The sequence below is a fragment of the Myxococcus qinghaiensis genome (assembly GCF_024198215.1).
Classification (GTDB): Bacteria; Myxococcota; Myxococcia; order Myxococcales; family Myxococcaceae; genus Myxococcus; species Myxococcus qinghaiensis.
This window is the reverse complement of sequence record NZ_JAKCFA010000022.1, coordinates 97,956-119,825: the sequence shown is the minus strand read 5'-3', so window position 1 is coordinate 119,825 and position 21,870 is coordinate 97,956. Positions and strand designations below refer to the sequence as shown.

The window sequence follows — 21,870 nt, the reverse complement described above, 5'->3', positions numbered from 1 at the left end:
GCGCGCCAGCCCACGGCTAGCGTTTCCCCTCGTGGCCAAGGCGAACGCATCCTCGAGCGGCGCCCCTGCGTTGTCCGCTCGGATGGCTCGTCAGGCCCTGCGCATCGCGAGCCGGCTCGGGCTGCCCGTGGAGGAGTCGCTCCAGCGCGCCACCGGCCTGCGGCTGACGGACCTGGATGACCCGGAGCTGCGCGTCTCCTACACCGTGCTGGACGACTTGCTGGAGCGGATGGAGGCGTTGTCCGGGGACGTGAACCTGGGGCTGCACATCGCCCGGGTGGACGTGGTGGACCTGGATGACCCGGCGACCTTCGTCGTCCTCACCAGCGCGACGTTGCGCGACTCGATGGAGCGGGGCGTCCGCTACCAGCGTGTCTGGGGCGACGGGGAGCGGTTCCGGATGGAGGACACGGAGCGCGGCGTGCGGATGCGCTTCACGCCCGTGGGGACGTGGCGGCCCGCGCACCGGCACCTGACGGAGGCCGCGCTGAGCCAGTTCGTCACCGGCGTGAGAGTCTTCACGGGCGAGCCGGTGAACCCCTTGCGAGTGCGCTTCGTCCACGCGGCCCCGGCGGACCTGTCCGAGCACCACGCCCTGTTCGCCTGTCCCCTGGAGTTCGGCGCGCCGTTCAGCGACATCGAGTTCACTCACGAGGATGCGCAGCGGCCCTTCATCCACGCGGACACGCTGCTGCACGCGATGTTCGAGCGTCAGGTGCAGCGCGCGCTGGAGCGGCTTCCGGTGGTGAGCACCACGGTGGACCGGGTGCGGGCGCAGGTCCGCCAATCCCTCTCCGGCGGAGACGCCTCGTTCGCCGCGGTGGCCAGGACGCTGCGCATGTCACCCCGCACGCTCCAGCGTCGCCTGGCCGATGAGGGCGAGTCCTATGCCGCCATCGTCGAGGCCCTGCGCCGGGAGCTTTCGGGGACCTACCTGCGACGGCGGATGTCCATCGCGGAGGTCTCCTTTCTGCTGGGCTACGCGGAGCCGGCTGCCTTCCATCGCGCCTTCAAGCGCTGGTGGGGAATGAGCCCCGAGCGCTTCCGCCGCGAGCACCTCCCTGCTTCACGGTAATGCCGCCGGTGTGCTCCGCGCGTCTGGGTCCTTGGGGACCGACCTTGCGTGTGTCCTGTCTGGCGTCAGGGCGTGTCAGGGGTGACCGCGCGGCGGTTGCAGATGTGACAACGACTGTTTGACTCGCTTGGCGACGCGTTCCTAGCATCACGCGACATCAAGGCGGGGGACTCACCACTCACATGCCGGCATTGACTGAGTCACCTGGGTATCTCTCCCAGGGCGAGGACTCGCTCTATTTCGTTCACCACCGGGCGCTGACGGAGCGTCGGGCGGCGGTGCTGCTCGCGGGGCCGTTGGGGCTGGAGCGTGCGCACGGCTACGTCGTGTGGGTGAGGTGGGCGCGCTTCCTCGCGGCCAGGGGCGTGGAGGTGCTGCGGCTGGACTACCGGGGCTCTGGCGAGAGCACGGGGCGCTTCGACGAGATGACGTTTCCTCGCTGGGAAGAGGACCTGCGCACGGGCCTGGAGCACCTGCGTCGGGTGAGTCCTGGGGTGCCATTGATGGTGCATGGGCTTCGACTCGGTGCGTTGCTCGCGGCGCGGGTGTTCCGGACGGAGCGGGTGGATGGGCTCCTGATGTGGGAGCCGCCGGAGTCGGGGCGGGCGCACCTGATGGAAGTGCTTCGCCGGAAGGTGGCGGCGGACAACCTGGAGGGGACGGGAGGGGAGGCGCGCTCGCGCGAGGACTACGTGACGGAGCTGGAGGCGGGGCGGCACGTGGAGGTGGAGGGATTGCCCTGGTCTCGTGGCTTGTGGCGCAGCTCGGAGGGGTATGGGCTGGCCGTTCCGGAGAAGGACGAGGCGCGCCCGTGGCGGGTGGTGCACCTGGATGGTCGCCCCGCGGAGCGCCACCTGGCGCCGGGGAGGAGTCGTTCGGTGCGGGCACCCCGGCCGTTCTTCTGGACCACGAGCAACCGGCTCTTGCCGGAGCTGGCGGAGCTCTATGAGGACGGGCTCGGGTTCATCGCAGGGACGGGTGTGGGCCAGGAGGCTCGGTCATGAGGGAGCTGATCCAGCTCGAGGTGAAGGGCCATCGGCTGTGGGGGACGTTCCATCCTCCGTCGTCGTCCGTGCCCCGGCGTTCCGTGGGAGTGCTCTTCCTGAACCCGGGGCATGTGCCGCGCTCGGGGCATGGGGGGCTGTCGGTGCAGGCGGCGGACCGGCTCTCGGCGGAGGGGTTCCCGTGTTTCCGCGTGGACCTGCCGGGGTTGGGGGATTCGGATGGGCCGCTGCCGGAGATGACGTCGGAGCTGTACCAGCTCGTGTGCAAGGGCGGCTTCGTGGACGTGGCGAGCGCCGTGCGGGAGGAGCTCCAGCGGAGGCATGGGCTGGAGGGGATGTTGATGGGCGGGCTGTGTGGGGCGGCGACGACGGCGCTGTACCTGGCGGACCGTGAGCCCGAGGGCGTGCGCGGCCTGTTCATGTTCGAGCCGGAGTTCTACCTGTCGGAGCAGGAAGCCGCGGCGGTGGGCGGGGAGGGGACGGCGGTGGAGACGGAGCACTCGCGACTGTCATTGAAGCGGGTGACGTCGAAGCTGTTTTCGTACTGGGGTTGGATGCGGATGCTGACGCGGGAGAACGAGTACGCGCGGCTGTTCAAGTACGTGCCGTTCCCTCGGCAGCGACTGTTGGACTTGTTGATGGACTGGGATTCGTTACCGGCGGTGGCGAACGTGCCGCTGGTGCGAGCGTGGCAGCGCGTGGTGGAGCGCGGGCAGCCGGTGCTGGTTCTGACGGCGGAGGGGAAGTTGAGGGATGTGTTCTTCGACCGCATCCATCGTTCATCGCTGGCGGACCTGCCGCACCCGAACCTGTCGCGGATTCGGCTCAAGGGCACCAATCACATCTTCACGACGGGCGGCGCGATTGAGGCGTCCGTGGACCACCTGTCACAGTGGGCCTCGGAGCGCTTCCCGGGTGAGAACACCACGCATCTGCCTGTCCCTCCCGATGCTGTGCGTCCGGGGGCCGAGCGGGTGGTGAGTTGAGGGCTCGCGGGTTGGCGAACCCCTTCTTCAATGGGGCGGTGGAGCCGCCGCTGAGTATGCACTCAACTGGCCACTGCGCAATAATGTTATCGCAGCCCTTCTCACGAGCGTCCCAGTCTGCAGTGATGTTTAGCCAGTCTAGGTAAATAGCGAAATTGCGCATTGGCTGTCAGTGGAAGATGACCGGTCGGCCTCGCTCATTTCAGACAACGCCCTGGCCCGGCTAATTGCACATGGTGTCATGGTGTGGATTTACCCACGCTGTTGCAGCCGTGGTCCCTGGCGTTACATCCGATGCAGATCTCTATATCCGCTTTGTAGGATTTTCAGAGCGAGGATTCCGCATAGGGTACAACGGGTATTTGTACCCTATGCGCAATAGAGCGCCCTGGATTCGTGGCAGAACGTACTATCCCAATTCACGTAGAAGCATCAGCTTGGCGGGTTCTCGCGAAGGCAATCACTACCCACGGTTTTCGACGTCACCTCCCACTAAGCGTACGCAAGTCAGTGGGTCTAAACGACCCCGGCATGGGCCTGGGCTTCATCATTGGGGGTTGCAGGTGTCGTCTTTGATTCGCTACCATAGCAGACGAGCACACAACCCCACGTCAAAGTTCATGCATGCCGCCTAAACGGATTGGCCCTTCTCAACGCGGTTCGGTGGTCGGCAAGTTTGGCGAAATACTGAAAGGTAAACCTAGCGGGTCGTTGCAGCTTGAAGTTGTAGAGGACAACGTACGCGCAGCTCAATTGTTGGCGAATGCGTTGAAGAATCATCCGTCGTCTGAGATACCGACCAATCTTCCCGGCCTCGACAATGCTCTCCAGGGGAACCTCTCTGAGTTTTTGGCGTGGGAACTCGGAGAACAACATTGGCTTCTCTTTGATCGCGCATGGAGTTGGGCACCCAACGCGGAGAATCCATGGAGGAATTCTTCGGATCCGGGAATTGACATTCTTGCGATCTTGACTCCGGATGCCGAGCTCAAGCTCCTTGTTTTTGAAGTGAAATCGAGCATCGGTGATGGAGTTGCTCTGATCGCAGGTGTCAAATCTAGTCTTCGGACTGATTTCGAGAGCCTATTCAGAGGAGCAGTTCAAGGCCGTCTCGCTTGTCGGGTTGGACGGGTCCTATCGAGCCTTAAGTATCACAAGGGACGCGCTGATTTAATCCCTGTCGTTAAGGATATAGTTGGAAAGAATCCTGCTTCTTCCCCCAAAATTTCGCTTGTGGGATTGCTTATTTGCTCACAGCTCAAGAGTGCGCCTAATGCATCAGAACGGCGACAACAGGCATTTGAGGAACTTTCTCGGTTGTTAAGGGCTGACGGCTGGGTCGCTCAGCAGGTTATGTTGAGGTGTATTGAGACGCCAAGTTTTTCGGCACTGCTGAAGCAAGCTATTTCTGAGGTTGTGAATGGCCCTAAATGAGAGTTTTAGAGAGGCTTGCCTGGCTGCAGGCCTGGATGACACTGAGCGGAATGTTGCTCTGTGGCATCGAAAACTGCAGTCGCCAAGTGATGGTAATTGGGAGGAGGCTGAGAATAATCTGCTTCGCTTAAACTTGGACTTTGCATCGCTTGGCGTAGATGCCCTCTTTAAGGCTGATGGCAAAGAAGATCTTGCTGCGAGTCTCTTGGCGAGGGCATCCGGTAATTCATACAGGGCTCAGGCCAAATACGCTACCCGTTCGCTTGCTACGTTGGCTGCGGTGGGTTTTGCTGCTGCGGGAAATTTTTCGACAGCTGCTGTGTATGCGAATAAGGCACTTGAGGGTGGGGCTGGTAATGCTGGTCCATTCGAGCGATGGGTGCTGAGGTTGATTGCAAGTCGTGTTCGTGATCTTGATCCTGGTCCATTGCTGGGCTTGGTTCAATATGTAAGAGCTCTAAAGCGTTATTTCTTGCGCGGAAATGAGGTCGATCATCAAGAGGCTACGGACAGTCTTTTGTTGTTCTATGCGCGCGAAGGTCAGTTTCTTCCGGATTTTGATCAGTATTTGTTTTTGTTCTGGGAGATGGCGCAGCGACGGTTTTCCGAGTTGTGTGCAGCTAGGTGTTTGAGTGATGCGGGGTTTGAAAATCACTCTTATGTAGAGTCGCTTGTTGGGGATGTTTCGCCCCTCCTCTTTCCTACTCAAGTCAAGGCGCTTGAAGTAGATGGACTAGTCAGAGGGCGAGCTAATTCGATTGTTCTTCTTCCAACAAGTACAGGGAAGAGTCTCCTGGGGGAATTGGCTATTGTTGGGGCATTAACCGAAGAGCGGCCGCTTGGGGTGTACTTGGCTCCCTATCGTGCCCTTGCCGATCAGCTCCATCGGAGGATGCAAGGTAGATTGGGCGGAGTTGGTATCCGTTGCGAGATGCGTCGAGGTGGGTATCTAGAGTCAACATTGGAATTTGGGGCTGGCTCCAAAACGCTACTCGTTTCGACGCCAGAGGCGTTCGATAGCTTGCTCCGGAGTTCACCGCAGTTAATGTCAAAAATTGCGTGTTGTGTTTTTGATGAGTTTCATTTGGTGGAGCAAGGAGCTCGCGGGATTCGCTATGAAGGACTTGTCGCGAGGCTGCTATCGATGCCCGTTGAGCAAAGGGCGAAAATCGTTGCACTGTCACCTGTTTTGACCTTGGCAGATAATCTCGCTTCCTGGCTTGCCGTTAGCCCCAGTCAAGTGATTCGTTCTGATTGGCGACCAACTGGCCGGCGACTGGCGGTTGCGGGTCCTGATCGGGAGATTCATTATTATACGCCTGGGGAGCGACTGCGAGAGGATGCAGATGCCTCAATCCCGGATTGGTCCGGCAGTACGGAATTTCCAAATCAAATTCAAGCATCGCCAAATTCGCAATTTAGCCATGTGCTCAAGCGGCATCGAGAGGGCGTTCGAGATAATGTGGCTGCAGTTGTTGTTGAGCAGCATGGTAGATTAAATGCCCCGGTATTAGTTGTGGCTTCGACTCGGGCTGAGAGCAGGGAGCTTGCGGAGAAGATTGCAAACCTACTCTCTCCTCTGGATGAAGATCACCGATTGAGTGTTCTTGCAAGAGAGCTTATTGAGAAGTTCCCCCACCTGTATAGCCTACAGACGTGTTTGCGACGTGGCGTGGCGTATCACAATGCTGCACTCCCAAGTTGGGTTCGAGAGAGGGTGGAGGGTGCAATAGAGGAACAGTTGTGCAGAGTTGTTGCGTCGACTACGACGCTGGCTGAGGGGGTTGATCTCCCGTTTCGAGTTGTGGTGATTGCGAATTGGCAGCAGTATAGATATGGGATGATGAGCCCTCTGCCGACGCTGTTGTTTAGAAATATTGCAGGGCGATGTGGCAGGGCGGGTGTTTTCGCGGAGGGGGATACCGTTATTGTTGACGTTCCGACGAGAGAGCCGTCGAATAATTACGTGCATCGGCGGAGAGAGTATTATCGACTGTATATAAGGCCGGCCGACATTCGAATGGAGTCGTCGATTGTTCGAGCTCTTTCGTCGGAGTTCGCTGCCGTCCAGACGAAGGCGCTAGAGGATGTGGTGCCAGTTGTGGAGTCTTTGTTTGCGGCGCAACTCGATGCTTTTCAGCCCAGTGAGGAGCAGGAGGATTCATTTGTTTCCTCGTTTCTTGCCGCGCAGGATTCCAACGCTCGGCAGGTGTTGAAGGGGATTGTTGTAGAGTTGATTGATGACATGTTGGGTGTTGCTGATTATCCCTTGTTTGTGAGGAATAGTCCCCTGGCGCTCACTCCTCTCGGGGTTAAGGTTGTTCAGACTGGGCTTTCGCCGCGATCTGGTTTGGAGTTGTCTCGACTGGCTGCGGGATTTCAGCCCGTGGGTGAACCCAGGAAGGGGAAGGTTCTACGGCAGAGGCATGGGATTGTCTGGGAGTCGTTGTTGGCTGAAATAGCAGATAGGCTTGTTGCAAGAAAAATAGATGTGAAGGAGTTGACGGGGGATGTGTTCAGATCGGTTGGACGGCGTGGATTTCCGGTAAATGAAGAGAATTTCCAGGCTGTTCTGTTAGCGTGGGTTTCGGGATTGCCTTTGTCGAAAATTGCGTACTTAACGCTTCGGGACAAGGAGGTGAAGGCGCAGGTTGGTTCTTGGTTGGAGGAGGAGACTGGTCAACCACCAGAGGGGTTCGAGGACGTCTTGGAGCAGGTCGCAGTGTTTTGCGGTAGCTACGTTGTCGAGCAGTGGGGTTGGGTTCTGAGAGCAGGACTGTCCATTTCGAGTTTTATGGGAAACGCGGAATTGGCTGAGGAGTTCTCTGCCTTGGCGACTCGAGTTGAGTTTGGGATTCGAAATCCTGAATCTGCGCTGATTCTGCGACGCCGATGTCCAATTGATCGTGCAAAGGTCGATGCTTTGGTGGGGGAGTATATTGCAGCGGCTAGCCCAGCATCTTTTCTTCAGGAAGGCTTCTTGTCCTGGTTGCAGGAGCTTCTGGGGCGAGACTCGTCGACTGGTATGGGAATAGAGAGTGTGGTGAGTCGCTCGGAAGTTATTGGTCTTGTTCAGGCATTGATGGATTTGTGAGATGGCTTTGTGTATTATTGTTGGTTTAGTTGACTTGTATGGTGTGTGCGTGTTTGGTGTTTGTGCTGATTGCTGATAAGGCAATCAAGAATGCCCTGGAAGTAAGCGGTATCTTTAGTGCGGGTTCGACAAAGTCTGACAGCGCCCCCTGTTCTGAGCAGAAGGCTGATGCGGCCAGGTCAGACCCGGTGGAAGAGGCTCAGTCCCCAGGCGCTGTTTGACTTGCCCGCGGTCTCATCCTTGCTCACCCCCAGCATGCGCGCGAGCTGGGCGAACTCTGCGTCGCCGACGAGCTTGCGGATGGCTTCAGGGTCTCCCTCCACGAGCTTGCTGTGGTTGCTGAAGCGACCGACGACTTCGTAGTGCTCGCTGTCGCAAGACCAGTCGTGATTGCCAATCAGGCCGAGCTTCGCGGTCGTCTTGCCGTGGACCCGGGAGATGCCCGCTTCGTAGAAGCCGTAGACGACACCGCTGAGCGTGGCGTCCCCGTGAACCTCCAGGTTGCCCTCCAGGTAGAGGTGATGAGCCTTGAGCTGACCTGTGACCGCCAGCGTACCCGTCTCGTCCGTCGTGACCTCGCCGCTCACCGTCAGGTCACCCAGGACCAACAGCGCTCCATCCGTCACGCTGAGGTCTCCCTCAATCACGAGGTCTCCCTCGTGAACCCAACTGTCCCCGCTGAGGACGCCAGCGATGTCCTCGTCACGAATCTGCTCGAGGTCCTCGTCTTGAACGGGGCGGAGCTTCGCCTTCAGGGACTTCAGTGTCTGCGTGTCCACGTCACCTCCAAGTCCCTCGATGAATCGGTGCCCGGAGGCTAAGCCGCGACCAGTCCCGACTCCACCTTGCTCCGGGCCTCGCGCTTCTGGATGGCCAGGAACAGCGCCTCATGCGTGGCAGGGGAGGCCAGCTCCACCTCTCCGCCCGGAGCCCCGAACGCGCCCACCGCGTCCCTCAGCGCTTCGCGCACCGACAACGCCAGCATCAGCGGCGGCTCGCCCACGGCCTTGCTGCCGTGAATCGTGTTGTGCTGCCGCGCCCGCTCCAGCAGCCGCACTCGGAAGTCCACCGGCGCGTCGCTAAACGCCGGCACCGGATACGTGCTGGCCGAGTGCGTGAGCAGCCGTCCCTTCGCATCCCAGCGCAGGTCTTCGCCCGTCAGCCAGCCCATGCCCTGGACGAAGCCGCCTTCAATCTGTCCCCGGTCCACGCCCGGGTTGAGCGAGTCGCCCACGTCCTCCAGCAGGTCCACGCGGAGCACCCGCTTCATGCCCGTGTGTCCGTCCACTTCCACCTCCGTCACCGCCGCGCCATACGCGAAGTAGAGGAACGGCTTTCCTCGGCCCTTCGCCTTGTCGTAGCCGATGCCCGGCGTCTGGTAGTAGCCCGTCACCGAGAGCCCCACACGCGCCATGTATGCCGCGTCCACCACCTCCGCGAAGGACACGGACGCATCCCGCACGCCCACGCGCCCGTCGTGGAACTCCACGGCCTCCGGCGCCACGGTCCGCCCATGCCGCTCCGCCAGCAGCTTCACGGCCACCGGCGCCAGCCGCCCTCGCAGCGTGACGCACGCCTCGCGCACCGCCGCGCCATTCAAATCCGAGCCCGACGAAGCCGCCGTGGCGGAGGTGTTGGGCACCTTGTCCGTCACCGTCTTCGCCACCCGGATGGCTTCCGCCGGCAACCCCAGCTCGCGCATGGCCACGCCTTGAATCTTCGTGTGCAGGCCCTGGCCCATCTCCGTGCCGCCGTGCGACAGCATCACCGAGCCGTCCCGATACATATGCACCAGCGCGCCCGCCTGATTCAGGAACGTCGCCGTGAAGGAGATGCCGAACTTCATCGGCGTCATCGCGAGCCCGCGCTTGATGCGCGGTGAGCCGGCGTTGAACTCCTCCACCTCCCGGCGCCGACGCGCGAAGTCCGACGAGTCCTTCAGCTCACGCCACAGGTGCGGAAGCCGCTCGTCCTCCAGTTCCTGGCCGTAGTGCGTCGTGTTCGTCTCGCCGGTGCCCCGGTAGAAGTTGCGCTCGCGCACCTCCTCCGGAGGCAATCCCAGCGTGCGCGCCACGCGGTCGAGGACCTCTTCGCCCACCAGCATGCCCTGCGGTCCACCGAAGCCCCGGAAGGCCGTGTTGGACACCAGATGCGTCTTCGCCACGCGGCCCGTGTAGCTCATGGCCGGGATGTAATAGGCATTGTCCAGGTGGAAGAGGGCGCGGTCCGTAATCGACTCGGACAAGTCCAGCGACCAGCCCGCATTCGACACGAGCTGCGCGCGCAGGGCGAGCAGCTTGCCCTGCTCGTTGAAGCCCACGTCGAACGTGGCATGGAACGGATGACGCTTGCCCGTCACCATCATGTCCACGTCCCGGTCCATCATCCACCGTACCGGCCTGCCCGTGTGCCACGCCGCCAGCGCGACAATGGCCGCGGGCGAGTTGCCCTGCGTCTCCTTGCCACCGAAGCCGCCACCCATGCGCGGGGACTGCACCACCACACGACTGCGCGGCAGGTGCAGCACGTGGGAAATCACCGCCTGCACTTCGGACGGGTGCTGCGTGGAGGAGACCACCGTGACGTCGCCGTCATCGCCCTTCTCGGCGAAGGCCGCCTGGGTCTCCAGGTAGAAGTGCTCCTGCCCACCCATCGTCACCGTGCCCGACAGCCGACGCGGGCTCGCCGCGAGCGCCGCATCCACGTCGCCGCGCCGGATGACGTGCGGCTCGGTGTGGTAGCTGCCCTGAGCCATCGCATCTTCCACGGTGAGGATGGCCGGCAGCGGCTCGTACTCCACCACCACCTGCTTGGCGGCCTCGCGGCACGCGTCGATGCTCTCGCCCACCACCACGGCGACAAGCTGCCCGTGGAACAACACCTCGTCTTTCGCCAGGAGCGGCTCGTCGTGGCGGATGGGCCCCGTGTCGTTCATCCCCGGGATGTCCTCCGCGAGCAGCACCGTCACCACGCCCGGCAGGGCCCGAGCGGCCGTCGCATCCCTGCGCAGGATTCGAGCGTGCGCATGCGGCGAGCACACCGGCCACACCTCCAGCATGGGCCGCGACTGCGCCACATCGTCCACGTACTTCGCGGCCCCTGTCACATGGCCCAGCGCGCTCTCATGCCGCAGCACACGGCTGGCGTCCGAGGGAGCCTCGGCATCCCCCGTGAGGAAGCCCGGCGCCGCGTCCAGAGAGGGACTCTGCTCCCCCGAGAAGAACTTCTCGAACAGGCTCACGATGAGCCCGCGTCGGTACTCAGCACTCCCGCGCAAGTCGCTGATGGGTGACAGCTCGCCCGCGAGCGCCGGCAGCACCTTGTCCATCGTCTCCCGCGTCCACGGCTGTCCAACGAGCAGCTCCTCCGTGCGCCGCGCGCGAATCGGAGTGGCCGCCACGCCGCCGTAGCCGAGCCGCGCCGTGCGCACCACGCCGCCCGCATCCAGCTCCACGCAGAAGCCCGCGGCGACGATGCTGATGTCCAGCTCGCGCCGCTTGGACACCTTGAACGCGTCCGATACGCGCTTGAGCCCACTGTCCTCAGAGGGCCCATGCGGAATGACGATGAAGCGCACCACCTCATCCACCTGGAGCGCCGTCTTCCGGTACGCGAGGAAGAAGTCCGACAGCGCCACCGTCCGCTCGCCCTTCACCGACGACAGGACCATCCGAGCATCCAGCGCGAGCAGCACCGGCGCCAGGTCGCCAATCGGAGACGCAGTCACGAGATTCCCGGACAGCGTGGCCCGCTGCCGGATCTGCCGCGAGGCGAAGACGTTGAGCATCTTCCCCACCTCGGGAATGTCCTTCCCGAGCGCGTCCTCCAGGTCCACGAGCGTCGCCGCGCCGCCCACGTACCAGCCGTCCGCTTCCCGGCGGATGGCGCGCAGTGACTCCACGCCTTCGGTGGAGATGAGGAACGCAAAGCGCCGGGCCTTCTTGGTGATGTCCACGCCCAGCTCCGTGGCGCCCGCCACGAGCAGCGCCTCCGGGTGCGCGGCCTTCAGCGCCAGCAGCTCCTCCCACGACGTGGGCCGCAGGAACTTCTGGCCGCCGGCCTCGTAGCTCAACGCGGACACCGGTGAAGCAGGGCCACCGAGCGGCGTGCCCGGCAGCGGCTGCAAGCCCACCGCCGCGTCACGCGCCGCGAGCGCCTCCATCATCGCGTCGCGGATGGGCCGGTAGCCGGTGCAGCGGCAGATGTTTCCACAGAGCTGGTCCGCCACCGCCTCGGGGGTACAGACCTCCGGCCGCGAGTAGGCCTCAGCCATGGAGACGATGAAGCCCGGCGTGCAGAAGCCACACTGCGAACCGTAGTGCTTCACCATCGCCTGCTGCACGGGGTGCGGCTTCTCGCGCGAGCCCACGCCCTCCACCGTCACCACCTCGCGCCCGGCCACCATGGGCACCAGGGTGATGCAGCTGTTGAACGCGCGCAGGCAGCGGTTGCCCTGGGCGTCGCGGTCCACCATCGCCACGGTGCACGCGCCACAGTCTCCCTCGGCGCAGCCTTGCTTCGTCCCCGTGGCGCCTCGCGCGCGCAGGAAGTCGAGCAGCGTGGTGTTGGGCGACACGTCCGCGACGCGGACCAGGGTCCCGTTGAGCCGGAACTCGAACATGGTGCTCATTCTCCAGACGAAACCCCGCGCAGGCGGGGCGGCTCCGAGGCGGATGGCTCGGGGCGGGTTTCTACGAAAGGTTGGTGGTGAAGCTGGAGCAGCCCCGCGGCGATGCTCACCGCGACCTCCTGGGGCGACTTCCCCCCCAGCTCCAACCCCATGGGGCACTGCACCCGGCTCAGCAGCGTCGCGGGCACGCCTCGCGCTTCCAGTCGCTGCCGGAAGCGCGCCCACTTCGTCTTGCTGCCGATGAGGCCGATGTACCGCGCGGGCTTCTCCAGCGCCGCCGCGATGATGTCCTGGTCCAGGTCATGCCGGTGCGTCATCACCGCGACGTACGTCCGGCGCGCGTCCCACACGGCCCCCGCCACGAAGTCCTCCCAGGACTCCTCGTGGCGCGTCACCGCCGAGGGCACGCGCTCGCCATGGAGCCACTCGGGGCGCTCGTCCACCAGGTGCACCCGGAAGGGCGTCCCCTCCAGGATGCGGCACACCGCCTGGCCCACGTGCCCGGCGCCGAAGAGGTACAGGCGAGGCCCGTGGTTGACGGGCTCCACGAAGACGTCCACCACGCCCCCACAGCACTGGCCGAGCTTCGCGCCCAGCGGATATCGATAGGTGCGGGATTCGCCGCGCTCCAGACAGCCCCGCGCGTCCGCGAGCACGAGCTGCTCCAGGTGTCCGCCGCCCACCGTGCCGTGAAACGCGCCGTCCCCACGCACCAGCAGCTTCGCGCCGGGCTCGGCGGGGGTGCTTCCCTGACACGCTGTAACGGTGGCCACGGCGAAGGGCGCATCCTCGCGCGCCCACTCGCCCAGCTGGCGGACCCAATCCCACATGGTCCCTGTGAGTCTGCCACACCCGGAGTCCGCCGGGGGATGTCCCGTCCTGGAGTCCGAGGGCTGGACGGCGGCTCGGTGTCCAAGCCACCCCCTCCAGGTGCGCCAGGGGCCTCCGCCCCCAGGGAGGACGCCCCCGTCAGGCGCTCAGCTCGTCGCCACCGCCTCGCCAGCCGCCTCGGGGCTCCGGCGCATGGGCTGGGCCTTGCCGTACGTCAGCGAGCGCCACACCCACTCCATGGGCCCGAAGCGGAAGCGCGCGAGCCACAGGTGGCTCACCACGATTTGGACGGAGAAGACCCCCAGGCAGTACAGGATGGACAGGCTGGGCGTCAGCTTCGCGACCAGCCCCAGGCCGTAGCCGTAGAACACGAGGATGCTGATGACGGACTGGCTCAGGTAGTTCGTCAGCGCCATGCGCCCCACCGGCGCGAGCACGGACAGGATTCGCTGCCACGTCGCGCGCTGGAAGAGCAGGGTGATGCCCGACACGTACGTGGCCGCCATGCCCAGCTCGCCCAAAGCCCGCACCGGAGCCAGCGCCATGGGCACCCACACCGGCAGCGTCTCCGGGGTGATGACCTTGCGCAGCACGAGCTGCTGGAGCACCACGCCCACGCTGCTGCCGAGCAACCCGAGCCCCAGTCCCCAGAAGAACAGGCGGCGGAAGAAGGCCAGATGCTGGGGCGCGTCATGGAACAGGCGCTTGCGGCCCGCATAGAAGCCCAGGAGGAAGCGGCCCAGCAGCGCCAGTGCGTTGACGCTCATCATCAGCAGGAACTCGCGCCGCCAGAAGTACAGGCCGGCCTTCGCCACCGCCCACCAGTTCCCGTTCTGGAAGACCGACAGGGTGTCCGCCTTGAGGGCCGCGGAGCGCTCCATCTCCACCTTTGTCAGCTCGGCGGCGGCCTCCGGCGAGGCGGCCATCAAGTGCGGCAGCTTGAAGAGAATCGCGCTGACGATGGGCCACGCGAAGAGCAGCACCGCCGCCACCTTGAGAATCGTCCGGTCCTCCCGACGCCGGAACCACAGCAGCGAGAAGCCAATCAGGGCGTAGTTGCTGAGGATGTCTCCGTACCAGATGAGCGTCAGGTGGGTGAGCCCCAAGAGGAGCATCACCGCGAGCCGGCGGACATACACGCGTGAAATCGGCGAGCCCCGCGCCTCCGCCCGCCCCAGCTGCACCGCGAAGCCCAATCCGAAGAGGAACGAGAAGATGGTGATGAACCGCCCGCTCACCAGCGTCGTGACGACGGGCAGCAGAATCTTGTCGAGCAGCGTCCCATTTGCGAACAGCGCCTCCAACTGCTCGCGGGGGATGAAGGCCCGTCCGCTGAACCACATGAAGGTATTGGAGATGAACACGCCGCACAGCGCGAAGCCGCGCAGCGTGTCGAGCAACACCAGACGCTCGCCCGAGTCGACCGGACGTGCCTCCGGGGTGGTCACCGCGGATGGTGCAGGAGTCATGGCTCGTGAAAGAACGTCCGAACCCCCGTTTCATTGCCGGTATTCCACGGCAGCGGTGGATTGAGGGCCCTTCCCGAGGAGCAGGTGGGTCTACACGCCGATGCGTGGGCAGACATCCTTCACGATGCACTCGTCGCACTGGGGCTTCTTGGCGGTGCAGGTGTAGCGGCCATGCAGGACGGTGGCGGGGCCGAAGAAGGTCCACGCATCCTGGGGCACCAGCTTCATCAGGTCCTCTTCAATCGCCTCCGGCTTGTCGTGCTTCGTCAGCCCGAGTCGCTGGCTGACGCGGGCGACGTGGGTGTCGACGATGATGCCGGACGCCAGGTTGAAGGCGGTGTTGAGGACCACGTTGGCCGTCTTGCGCGCCACGCCGGGCAGCGTCACCAATTCGTCCACGGTGCGGGGCACCTCGCCGCCGAAGTCCGCGAGCAGCGCGCGGCTCATGGCCTGGACGGACTTGGTCTTCTGCTTGAAGAACCCGGTGGGCTTGAGGTCTTCCTCCAGCGCCGCGGTGTCGGCGTCCGCGAAGGCTTGGGGGCCGGGGTACTTGGGGAACACGGTGGCGGTGACGCGGTTGACACGCTCGTCGGTGCACTGCGCGGCGAGGATGGTGGCGACGAGCAGCTCGAACGGCGTGGACCAGTTGAGCTCGTAGCGCGCGTCGGGGTGCTTCTCACGCAGGCGCTCGAGGAGGAGGGCGGCTTTCTCAGCGGGTTTCATGGGGTGTGGAGGGCATCCTACCTGGGATGTCTGACAGACACGGGCCCGGGCGCGGTGGCGCGGTGCACGCCCAGGTGGTCCCCCCAGGCGGTCAGCTCAGCCGCGCGACTTGCGAGGCAGGGTGCCCATGGACTTGGAGATGATTCCGAGCATCACCTCGTCGGCGCCGCCACCGATGGAGCCCAGGCGCAAGTCGCGATACGCGCGCGCCAGCGGGTTGTCCCAGGTGAAGCCCATTCCTCCCCAGTACTGGAGGCAGCCGTCGACCAGCTCGCGAGCGAGCCGGCCCGACTTGAGCTTGCACATGGAAGCGAGCTTCACCACCTCCGGGTCGTCCTTGTTCTCGATGTACAGGTCCACCGTCCGGTAGATGAGCGCGCGCAGCGCCTCGACCTCCGTCTGCAGCTCCGCGAGCCGGAAGTGCACCGACTGGTTGTCCAGAATCGACTGTCCGAAGGCCTTGCGCTGGCGCGCGTACTCGGCCGTCTGCGCGATGAGCCGGTCGAAGGTGACCAGGTTGCTCGCCGACACGAAGAGCCGCTCCTCCTGGAACTGCTGCATCTGCATCGCGAAGCCGCGCCCCTCCTCGCCGATACGGAAGCGCGCCGGCACGCGCACGCCGTCGAAGAAGAGCTGCGCGGTGTCTGACGCCCACATGCCCAGCTTGCGAATCTTCGAGCGGGTGATGCCCGGACGGTCCATGGGCACGATGATGAGCGACTTGTTCGCGTGCGCCGGGCCGTCGCCCGTGTTGGCGAGCAGGCAGATCCAGTCGGCCTGCATGCCGTTGGTAATCCACATCTTGCCGCCGTCGATGACGTAGTCGTCGCCGTCCCGGCGCGCGGTGGTCGTCACGCTCGCCACGTCGGAGCCCGCCCCGGCCTCGCTCACCGCGATGGAGCACACGCGGTCCCCGGCGAGCGTGGGCGCGAGGAACTCCTGGCGCAGCGCGTCGCTCCCGAAGCGGGCGAGCGCGGGAGTGGCCATGTCGGTGACGACCCCAATCGCCATCGGCAGTGCGCCGCAGGTGCAGTGGCCGAGCTCCTCCGCGAAGGCGACCGAGAACGACGCATCCAGCCCCAGCCCGCCGAACTCCGTGGGCTTGGTGATGCCGAGCAGCCCCAGCTCACCGAGCTTCTTGAACACCTCTCTCGCTGGGAAGATCTCCGCGGCCTCCCAGGCGTCCACGTGCGGGTTCAGCTCCTGCTCGACGAACTTGCGGACCGTCTGACGGATGGCGCGGTGTTCCTGGGTCTGCGGCATGGACTTCCTCGGTGGCGTGGGAGCGTCCAACACACCTCCCACGCCGGTGGGCCCCGAGTCTCCATCCCCCATCCCAGAGAAAGCAAGCGCGACTGCTTGTTTAGGGGGGCGTCCTAGTTCCAGGGATAGGACGGCTCGTAGGTGCTGTGGTCGCTCAGCTCGAAGGGGAGCTTTCCCGTCAGGACGAGTCCCACCTCACGGCCCCGTCGGACCCTGCCGGGGGCTCCATCCGGGCCGAGCCCTCCGCCCTTGTCGCTCAGGGGGATGCCGATGCGCAGGCCCAGGGACGCGTAGATCCCCGTGAGGAAAGGGGTGAGCTGCAGCCCCGTGGTGGGCAGGTGCTCCCGGGTTCCCGTGTGGTGGTAGACGCCCAGCTCCAGTCCGCCGAAGACGAGGGTGCCCTGGACGCCGCCAGCGAGGCGGGCATGCCCCTGGGTCATCCACTGGGCCTGGGCGAAGACCCCAAGGGTGTGGACGTCGTCCAACCAGTTGAGGGTGGTCTCCAGCCCCAGACCGAAGCGGGGTCGGTCCGTGAGGTCGGTGAGGCTCACGAGCGGGCCGACGGTGAGCCAGATCTCGTCCTTGGGGAAGGAGACCTGTGCCCGCGACGCGAAGGGGAGGAGGACGAGGAGGAGGGCAGGGAGGAGACGTGGGGACATGGTGGGCTGGAGTTGCAACGCTCGGACCCCGAGGAAGTTTCATCGGGGATGGACAGTCGAGCTACCGTCTTGCCCCATGAGCGAAGCGGTCGCGAGTGAATCGCCCCCCCAGGTCTCCCATCGCGGAGGCGGTTTCATCACCGGTGCGGCCATCATGCAGGCCCTGGTGGTCCCCTACCTGCTGCTGACGGGACTCATGGCCGCCGAGATGTCCGCGCTGCTGTCCACGGCGCTGCTGGCCCACGGAGTCGTGGTGGCCGTCGCGGCTGGGTTCCTGTTCCGCCGCAGACTCTGGGCCTGGCGCCTGTCGGCGGCCCTCGCGACCCTGGCCTTCATCGTGGGCGCGGGCGCGATGTGGATGCCGCCAGTCTGGCTAGGGGGGATTCATGCAGCGGGCGCAGCCGCGATCCTGGGCCTCCTGCTCGCGGGCCGCCCCGCCGTCTTCGGTGCACGGCGGAGACTCGAGACGTGAGGTTGCTGGAGTCATGAGTCACAGCGCATGACGAAACATCCTCACGACCTTGACCTGACGAAACTTCCCCAGCTCCGCACGGAGGAGGTGAAGCTTCTCTGGGTCTCCGATTACTGGGATGGCCCCCTCGAGGGTATGGCTGAGTACCGTGGCGAGCGATGCTTCTATGTCGTCGCGGAACCAGATCGCATCGCCGCGCACGACGAGACGCGGCGGTGGGTGCTGTACCGACTGACTCCGGAGCAGCTCAGGGAGGAGGAGCGCTGGCAGGCCCTCTTCGTTCTACACGTCGGTGCTCACTGGGATTTCACGGGGACCCCGGCGCCTGAAGGAGCGCATCCTCATCCAGAGCGGTTCTACGAGCCCTATCGAGCCGAATACCGCCCTCCTCTCATGGGTCCAGGGCAGGCGCTGGGGTGGGTTGAGTCCTTCGCCTCTGCGCGAGGGGCCGGGAGATGCGGTCGTCACTCCCAGGTCATCACCCGCGAGGCGCCATTGAAGTGGGAATAGGCCTGGACCCTCACGAACCAGGTGCCTGTCTGGGGAGCTGAGAGGCCGCACGTTCTCGAACATATCGTGTCTGTTGTCTGTTTGAGCGTGGGCGAGTGGCGAGGCCGCCTCCTCCCACTCAATGCGCCTTGCCCGCGCGCTCGAGGAGGAGGCGCTGCGTCTCGTTGCCCTCGGTGCCCCCCTCCCGCTCCAGGATGTAGTCGAAGAGCGAGTCCTCTCCCACCGTCACGGGCGAGCCCGCCTTCAGTCCCGGCACGGCCTCCGGCTCGCTGTTCAACACGCCCTGGAGCGCGTTGCCCTCCCACCGCGTGACGTGGACCCACATCCACTCGATGCCCCCGTCATGGGTGGTGAAGCGGGACTTCACGAGCAGCTTCGACTCCAGCTCCAGTCCTTCCTGGAAGCGCGGCTTGACGCGCGTGAGCAAGGTCTCCACGGCGCGGCGGCTCGCGGCCAGCAGCTCCGGGTCCTCCTCGACATGGACAATCTCGGCTTGCGTGCCGAAGACCTCGGCGATGGCGGCATAGGGGCGCTCCGAAGGGTTGTCGCCGGGCTTTGCCTTGAAGATGATTTCCAGCAGCCGGTTCTCACCCTCCACGTCGCTCGGGTCCACGGGGAGCAGGCCAATCAAGGTGCGCCGAGGCGCCTCGGGCGGCACCTGCTCCAGCAGGGCCTTGCGATAGGAGGCGAGCTTCAGCGCGTCCACGGTGATGGGGAAGGCCCCATCCTTGCGGACGGCGGTGCCTTCGAGCATGAGCTGGGCAACGAGGTTCATGAACGTGCCCACCGTGTGCGCGAGCGGCGCTGGGACCTGCTGCACGCCCAGGTCCGGGAGGCCGAAGGTGCCCAGGCCCGTGGTCATGAGCCGCGCGGTGCCGTCCCATTCCGAGTAGACACGGGTGTTGAAGTGGCGTGCCAGCATCGGCTCGCCGCCCTCCCAGTCTTCGAGCCGGCGCTCGTGCCAGCCCTCCACGGAGAAGAACTCCCCGGCATGCTCGTCCCACAGCAGCCCGCCGCTGGTGCGGGCCAGCTCCAGCGCCAGCTCATGCGCCTGCCGCACCGCCTCGAACGCCGGGGGCTCGGTGGTGAACTCCAGGACGGTGACGCGCTCGGAGGCCGCGAGCTGCGCCTGTTCCTGGGGAGAGAGGCCGCGCGCGGCGATCTCCAGCATCCCCTGCTCGGGAAGAGGATGGTCCTTCAGGGCCCGCTCCGAGGCGCGCACGGTGGGCAGGGGCGTGGCCTCCGGACCCTCCCCGGCGAGCCGCAGCACTGTGAAGCGCTCGCGCAACAGCTCCTCCACCTTCGGGAGCACGGGGATGCCGGGCTTCGGCGTGTGGATGACGGCGAAGCGAAACGTGGCGCGCGGGGAGAAGAGCGGGCCTGGAGGCAGCAGCGGGGGAATGGGCCGGGGCGTCGCCGCCCGGGTGGCACAGCCCGAGAGCACGAGCGCACAGACCACCACGCCCCAGAATCCCAACCGCCTGGCGGTCACACCGCGCATGCTCATCCTCACGCCCTGTTCGAAGAAGGTAGGTGACGACAACCTACCACCCGGAGGCGACAGGCGGCGCCGCTCCAGTCCCGCCTCGTCATGTCGCGTCGGGACGCGGGAGCGCCTTGCGGGCCTGTTAGGATTCGCGTGGCCGCCCCTCCGCACTGAACACCCGACGAACCTTTGAGTGAGGTCAGCACGCATGTTCAAGGACAGCGCCGCTTCAGGACTCGGGTCCGAGTACCGCCCGCTCGACTCTCCCCATCTCGAGAATCCCCACCCGTTCCTCGCGCGGGCACGGAGGGAGGAGCCGGTGTTCTTCAGCCCGGCGCTGGGGGCGTGGGTGGTGACGCGCCATGAAGACATCAGCGCCGTGGTCGCCGATACCGCGCGCTTCTCGTCGGCCGAGTCCATCACCGTGGGCGCCGCGACGACGCCTCCGGAGGTGGTTGCCGCGCTGATGGACGGCTACCCCCTGGTCCCCAGCCTCGTCGACAATGATCCGCCAGCGCATTCGCGCTTCCGGAGCCTCGTCAGCAAGGCCTTCACCGGGCGGCGCCTCGCGGAGAAGGAACCCTTCATCCGCGCCCTCGTGGACGAACTCATCGACTCCTTCCGGAAGGAGGGGAGGGTGGACCTGTTCCTCCGGTTCGCCCATCCGCTGTCGGCCAGCATCATCGCGGAGATTCTCGGCATCCCTCGCTCGGACATCCACAGGTTCCGGCGCTGGTCCGACGAGCTGACCACGGTCCTCGCGGCGCATGGCCCCATCGAGCACCAGGTCGCCTGCGCGCGAGGCGTGGTCGACTTCCAGCGCTACCTCGCCGCGGCGCTCGAGGAGCGAAAGACGTCTCCCCGGGAGGACCTGCTGAGCGACATCGTCACCGGCTCTCAGGGGATGACGCCGCCCATGAGCATGGCGGAGCTCGTGAGCATGCTGATGCAGGTGCACTTCGCGGGGCACGAGACGACCGCGGGCCTCATCGTGGGAGCGGTGGAGCTCCTGCTGGAGCATCCGGAGCAGCTGCGGGCCCTTCGGGACGACCCGGGCCTCATCGCGGGCGCCGTCGAAGAGGCGGTGCGGATGAGCTCCCCCGTGCATGCCATGTTCCGGACCGCGCTGGAGGCGGTGGAGCTGGGGGGCGTTCCCATTCCCAAGGGAGCCCACATCCGAATCGTCTACGCGTCGGCCAACCGCGACGAGGCCCGGTTCCACGAGCCGGAGCGCTTCGACGTCCGGCGGCCCGACGTCAAGAAGCACCTCGCCTTCGGGCAGGGGCTCCATTTCTGCATTGGAGCGCCGCTCGCAAGGCTTGAGGCACGTCTGGCGCTGGAGGCCCTGCTCCGGAGTCTCCCGGGGCTCCGGCTCGTGCCAGGGCAGACGCCGGGCTTCTTGAGGAGCGTCACCGTCAGGAGGCACGAGAGCCTGGAGGTCGCGTGGGATGTCCACGCGACCCCGGCTGGCGGTACGGAGCCGGAAGCAACGTAAGCGACTGGAACTCCTACGGAAATCAAGCGGGAGCAAGCGCTCCGGACGCAGCCGGCGGCTCGAATCCCGCAGCCTCCCGTCGAGCGAGCATCGTTGCGAGGAGCGCTCGGCCGCGAGGAGGTCGAGCGCCCGGTCGACTTCCATGGTGCGGGGGAAGACTCATTCTCTGCTCTGGCAAATGGCCATCGGAGGTATGACGAATCCCCATGAGCGCCGAGAGCACACCTGCTGAGCCTGAAGTGATGGAGCCCACGTTCTGGCGGAAGAATGGCTGGTCGGCCCGGGTCATCAAGAACGAGGAGGATGACGGCTGGGCCGTGGAGATCCGCAAGCAGGGGATCCCCGAGCCCGTCCTCATCAGTCCGTGGGTGATGGGCCGCGACAAGAAGAACCCCAAGCCCTTCGATGCACCCGCGTTCGCGACCTTCGTGAAGACGGCCTCGGAGGTCCTCGACCGCTCCGCGCGACAGCACGACCAGGCGATGACCAAGAAGCTCTCCATCGCCTGGGAGGGCCGCTGGTACGAAGTCCGGCTCGAGCTCGTGGCCGATGAGTATGATCCCCACGCGCTGCTCTCGGCCACCGACGACGCGGGCGCGACCGTCGCGAAGCATCGCGTGCCCATGAACTTCAAGTTCAACAGAGACGCCGCCAACGCGTGGGTGCGCGAAGGCTTCGCCGAGCCCTGAGCTGGACGCGGGTGGAGACACCCGCGTGGAAGAAATGGCAGTGCGAATTC

Annotated in this window: 16 protein-coding genes; 8 read left to right on the top strand and 8 right to left on the bottom strand. The window is 65.0% G+C overall.

Annotated elements, in window-relative coordinates:
* Window positions 1-82: 82 nt before the first annotated feature.
* From LZ199_RS34185 to LZ199_RS34165, 5 genes are all read left to right on the top strand, one after another.
* The gene (locus LZ199_RS34185; protein ID WP_253997956.1) at window positions 83-1,075 is read left to right on the top strand and encodes an AraC family transcriptional regulator; all 993 of its coding nucleotides are present in this window, start codon (window positions 83-85) and stop codon (window positions 1,073-1,075) included.
* A 182-nt stretch (window positions 1,076-1,257) separates the two neighbouring features.
* The gene (locus tag LZ199_RS46285; RefSeq protein WP_256569635.1) at window positions 1,258-2,079 is read left to right on the top strand and encodes a serine aminopeptidase domain-containing protein; all 822 of its coding nucleotides are present in this window, start codon (window positions 1,258-1,260) and stop codon (window positions 2,077-2,079) included.
* Complete coding sequence (locus LZ199_RS34175) at window positions 2,076-3,065, top strand: alpha/beta hydrolase family protein (RefSeq protein ID WP_253997955.1); 990 nt, start codon at window positions 2,076-2,078, stop codon at window positions 3,063-3,065. Before LZ199_RS46285 ends, LZ199_RS34175 begins: the two co-directional genes overlap by 4 nt.
* A 663-nt stretch (window positions 3,066-3,728) precedes the next feature.
* Window positions 3,729-4,499, top strand: a complete 771-nt coding sequence (locus tag LZ199_RS34170) for a hypothetical protein (RefSeq protein WP_253997954.1) — start codon at window positions 3,729-3,731, stop codon at window positions 4,497-4,499.
* A complete protein-coding gene (locus LZ199_RS34165; protein ID WP_253997953.1) occupies window positions 4,486-7,593 on the top strand; it encodes a DEAD/DEAH box helicase in 3,108 nt (1,035 codons plus the stop codon). Before LZ199_RS34170 ends, LZ199_RS34165 begins: the two co-directional genes overlap by 14 nt.
* A 179-nt stretch (window positions 7,594-7,772) precedes the next feature.
* On the opposite strand, the gene LZ199_RS34160 is transcribed toward LZ199_RS34165, so the two are convergent.
* The 7 genes from LZ199_RS34160 to LZ199_RS34130 form a co-directional block, all read right to left on the bottom strand.
* The gene (locus tag LZ199_RS34160; RefSeq protein ID WP_253997952.1) at window positions 7,773-8,372 is read right to left on the bottom strand and encodes a bactofilin family protein; all 600 of its coding nucleotides are present in this window, start codon (window positions 8,370-8,372) and stop codon (window positions 7,773-7,775) included.
* A 38-nt stretch (window positions 8,373-8,410) separates the two neighbouring features.
* A complete protein-coding gene (xdhB, locus tag LZ199_RS34155; protein ID WP_253997951.1) occupies window positions 8,411-12,214 on the bottom strand; it encodes a xanthine dehydrogenase molybdopterin binding subunit in 3,804 nt (1,267 codons plus the stop codon).
* Window positions 12,215-12,219: 5 nt separating this feature from the next.
* A complete protein-coding gene (gene xdhC / locus LZ199_RS34150) occupies window positions 12,220-13,053 on the bottom strand; it encodes a xanthine dehydrogenase accessory protein XdhC (protein ID WP_253997950.1) in 834 nt (277 codons plus the stop codon).
* A 147-nt stretch (window positions 13,054-13,200) separates the two neighbouring features.
* The gene (locus LZ199_RS34145; protein WP_253997949.1) at window positions 13,201-14,523 is read right to left on the bottom strand and encodes a DUF418 domain-containing protein; all 1,323 of its coding nucleotides are present in this window, start codon (window positions 14,521-14,523) and stop codon (window positions 13,201-13,203) included.
* 90 nt (window positions 14,524-14,613) lie between these two features.
* Window positions 14,614-15,246, bottom strand: coding sequence for an endonuclease III (gene nth, locus LZ199_RS34140; RefSeq protein ID WP_253997948.1), 633 nt, complete (start codon window positions 15,244-15,246; stop codon window positions 14,614-14,616).
* A 96-nt stretch (window positions 15,247-15,342) separates the two neighbouring features.
* Entirely contained in the window at window positions 15,343-16,509 is a 1,167-nt protein-coding gene (locus LZ199_RS34135; RefSeq protein ID WP_253997947.1) for an acyl-CoA dehydrogenase family protein, read from the bottom strand.
* 113 nt (window positions 16,510-16,622) lie between these two features.
* Complete coding sequence (locus LZ199_RS34130; RefSeq protein ID WP_253997946.1) at window positions 16,623-17,168, bottom strand: hypothetical protein; 546 nt, start codon at window positions 17,166-17,168, stop codon at window positions 16,623-16,625.
* A 76-nt stretch (window positions 17,169-17,244) separates the two neighbouring features.
* Between LZ199_RS34130 and LZ199_RS34125 the strand changes: the two genes are divergently transcribed.
* Window positions 17,245-17,640, top strand: a complete 396-nt coding sequence (locus LZ199_RS34125) for a hypothetical protein (protein WP_253997945.1) — start codon at window positions 17,245-17,247, stop codon at window positions 17,638-17,640.
* A gap of 628 nt (window positions 17,641-18,268) precedes the next feature.
* On the opposite strand, the gene LZ199_RS34120 is transcribed toward LZ199_RS34125, so the two are convergent.
* The gene (locus tag LZ199_RS34120) at window positions 18,269-19,651 is read right to left on the bottom strand and encodes a DUF2314 domain-containing protein (RefSeq protein WP_253997944.1); all 1,383 of its coding nucleotides are present in this window, start codon (window positions 19,649-19,651) and stop codon (window positions 18,269-18,271) included.
* Between the two features lie 193 nt (window positions 19,652-19,844).
* Here LZ199_RS34120 and LZ199_RS34115 point away from each other — a divergent pair, with 193 nt between their 5' ends.
* A complete protein-coding gene (locus LZ199_RS34115) occupies window positions 19,845-21,131 on the top strand; it encodes a cytochrome P450 (protein WP_253997943.1) in 1,287 nt (428 codons plus the stop codon).
* 206 nt (window positions 21,132-21,337) lie between these two features.
* Window positions 21,338-21,820, top strand: a complete 483-nt coding sequence (locus LZ199_RS34110) for a hypothetical protein (protein WP_253997942.1) — start codon at window positions 21,338-21,340, stop codon at window positions 21,818-21,820.
* Window positions 21,821-21,870: the final 50 nt, after the last annotated feature.

What these genes read in the sequence shown, in the direction of transcription:
- LZ199_RS34175 (WP_253997955.1), top strand. Translation starts at nt 2,076, where the DNA reads ATGAGGGAGCTGATCCAGCTCGAGGTGAAGGGCCATCGGCTGTGGGGG.
- xdhC (WP_253997950.1), bottom strand. Translation starts at nt 13,053, where the DNA reads ATGTGGGATTGGGTCCGCCAGCTGGGCGAGTGGGCGCGCGAGGATGCG.
- LZ199_RS34165 (WP_253997953.1), top strand. Translation starts at nt 4,486, where the DNA reads ATGGCCCTAAATGAGAGTTTTAGAGAGGCTTGCCTGGCTGCAGGCCTG.
- LZ199_RS34130 (WP_253997946.1), bottom strand. Translation starts at nt 17,168, where the DNA reads ATGTCCCCACGTCTCCTCCCTGCCCTCCTCCTCGTCCTCCTCCCCTTC.
- LZ199_RS34135 (WP_253997947.1), bottom strand. Translation starts at nt 16,509, where the DNA reads ATGCCGCAGACCCAGGAACACCGCGCCATCCGTCAGACGGTCCGCAAG.
- LZ199_RS34145 (WP_253997949.1), bottom strand. Translation starts at nt 14,523, where the DNA reads ATGACTCCTGCACCATCCGCGGTGACCACCCCGGAGGCACGTCCGGTC.
- LZ199_RS34185 (WP_253997956.1), top strand. Translation starts at nt 83, where the DNA reads ATGGCTCGTCAGGCCCTGCGCATCGCGAGCCGGCTCGGGCTGCCCGTG.
- nth (WP_253997948.1), bottom strand. Translation starts at nt 15,246, where the DNA reads ATGAAACCCGCTGAGAAAGCCGCCCTCCTCCTCGAGCGCCTGCGTGAG.
- LZ199_RS34110 (WP_253997942.1), top strand. Translation starts at nt 21,338, where the DNA reads ATGAGCGCCGAGAGCACACCTGCTGAGCCTGAAGTGATGGAGCCCACG.
- LZ199_RS46285 (WP_256569635.1), top strand. Translation starts at nt 1,258, where the DNA reads ATGCCGGCATTGACTGAGTCACCTGGGTATCTCTCCCAGGGCGAGGAC.
- LZ199_RS34115 (WP_253997943.1), top strand. Translation starts at nt 19,845, where the DNA reads ATGTTCAAGGACAGCGCCGCTTCAGGACTCGGGTCCGAGTACCGCCCG.
- LZ199_RS34120 (WP_253997944.1), bottom strand. Translation starts at nt 19,651, where the DNA reads ATGCGCGGTGTGACCGCCAGGCGGTTGGGATTCTGGGGCGTGGTGGTC.
- LZ199_RS34125 (WP_253997945.1), top strand. Translation starts at nt 17,245, where the DNA reads ATGAGCGAAGCGGTCGCGAGTGAATCGCCCCCCCAGGTCTCCCATCGC.
- xdhB (WP_253997951.1), bottom strand. Translation starts at nt 12,214, where the DNA reads ATGTTCGAGTTCCGGCTCAACGGGACCCTGGTCCGCGTCGCGGACGTG.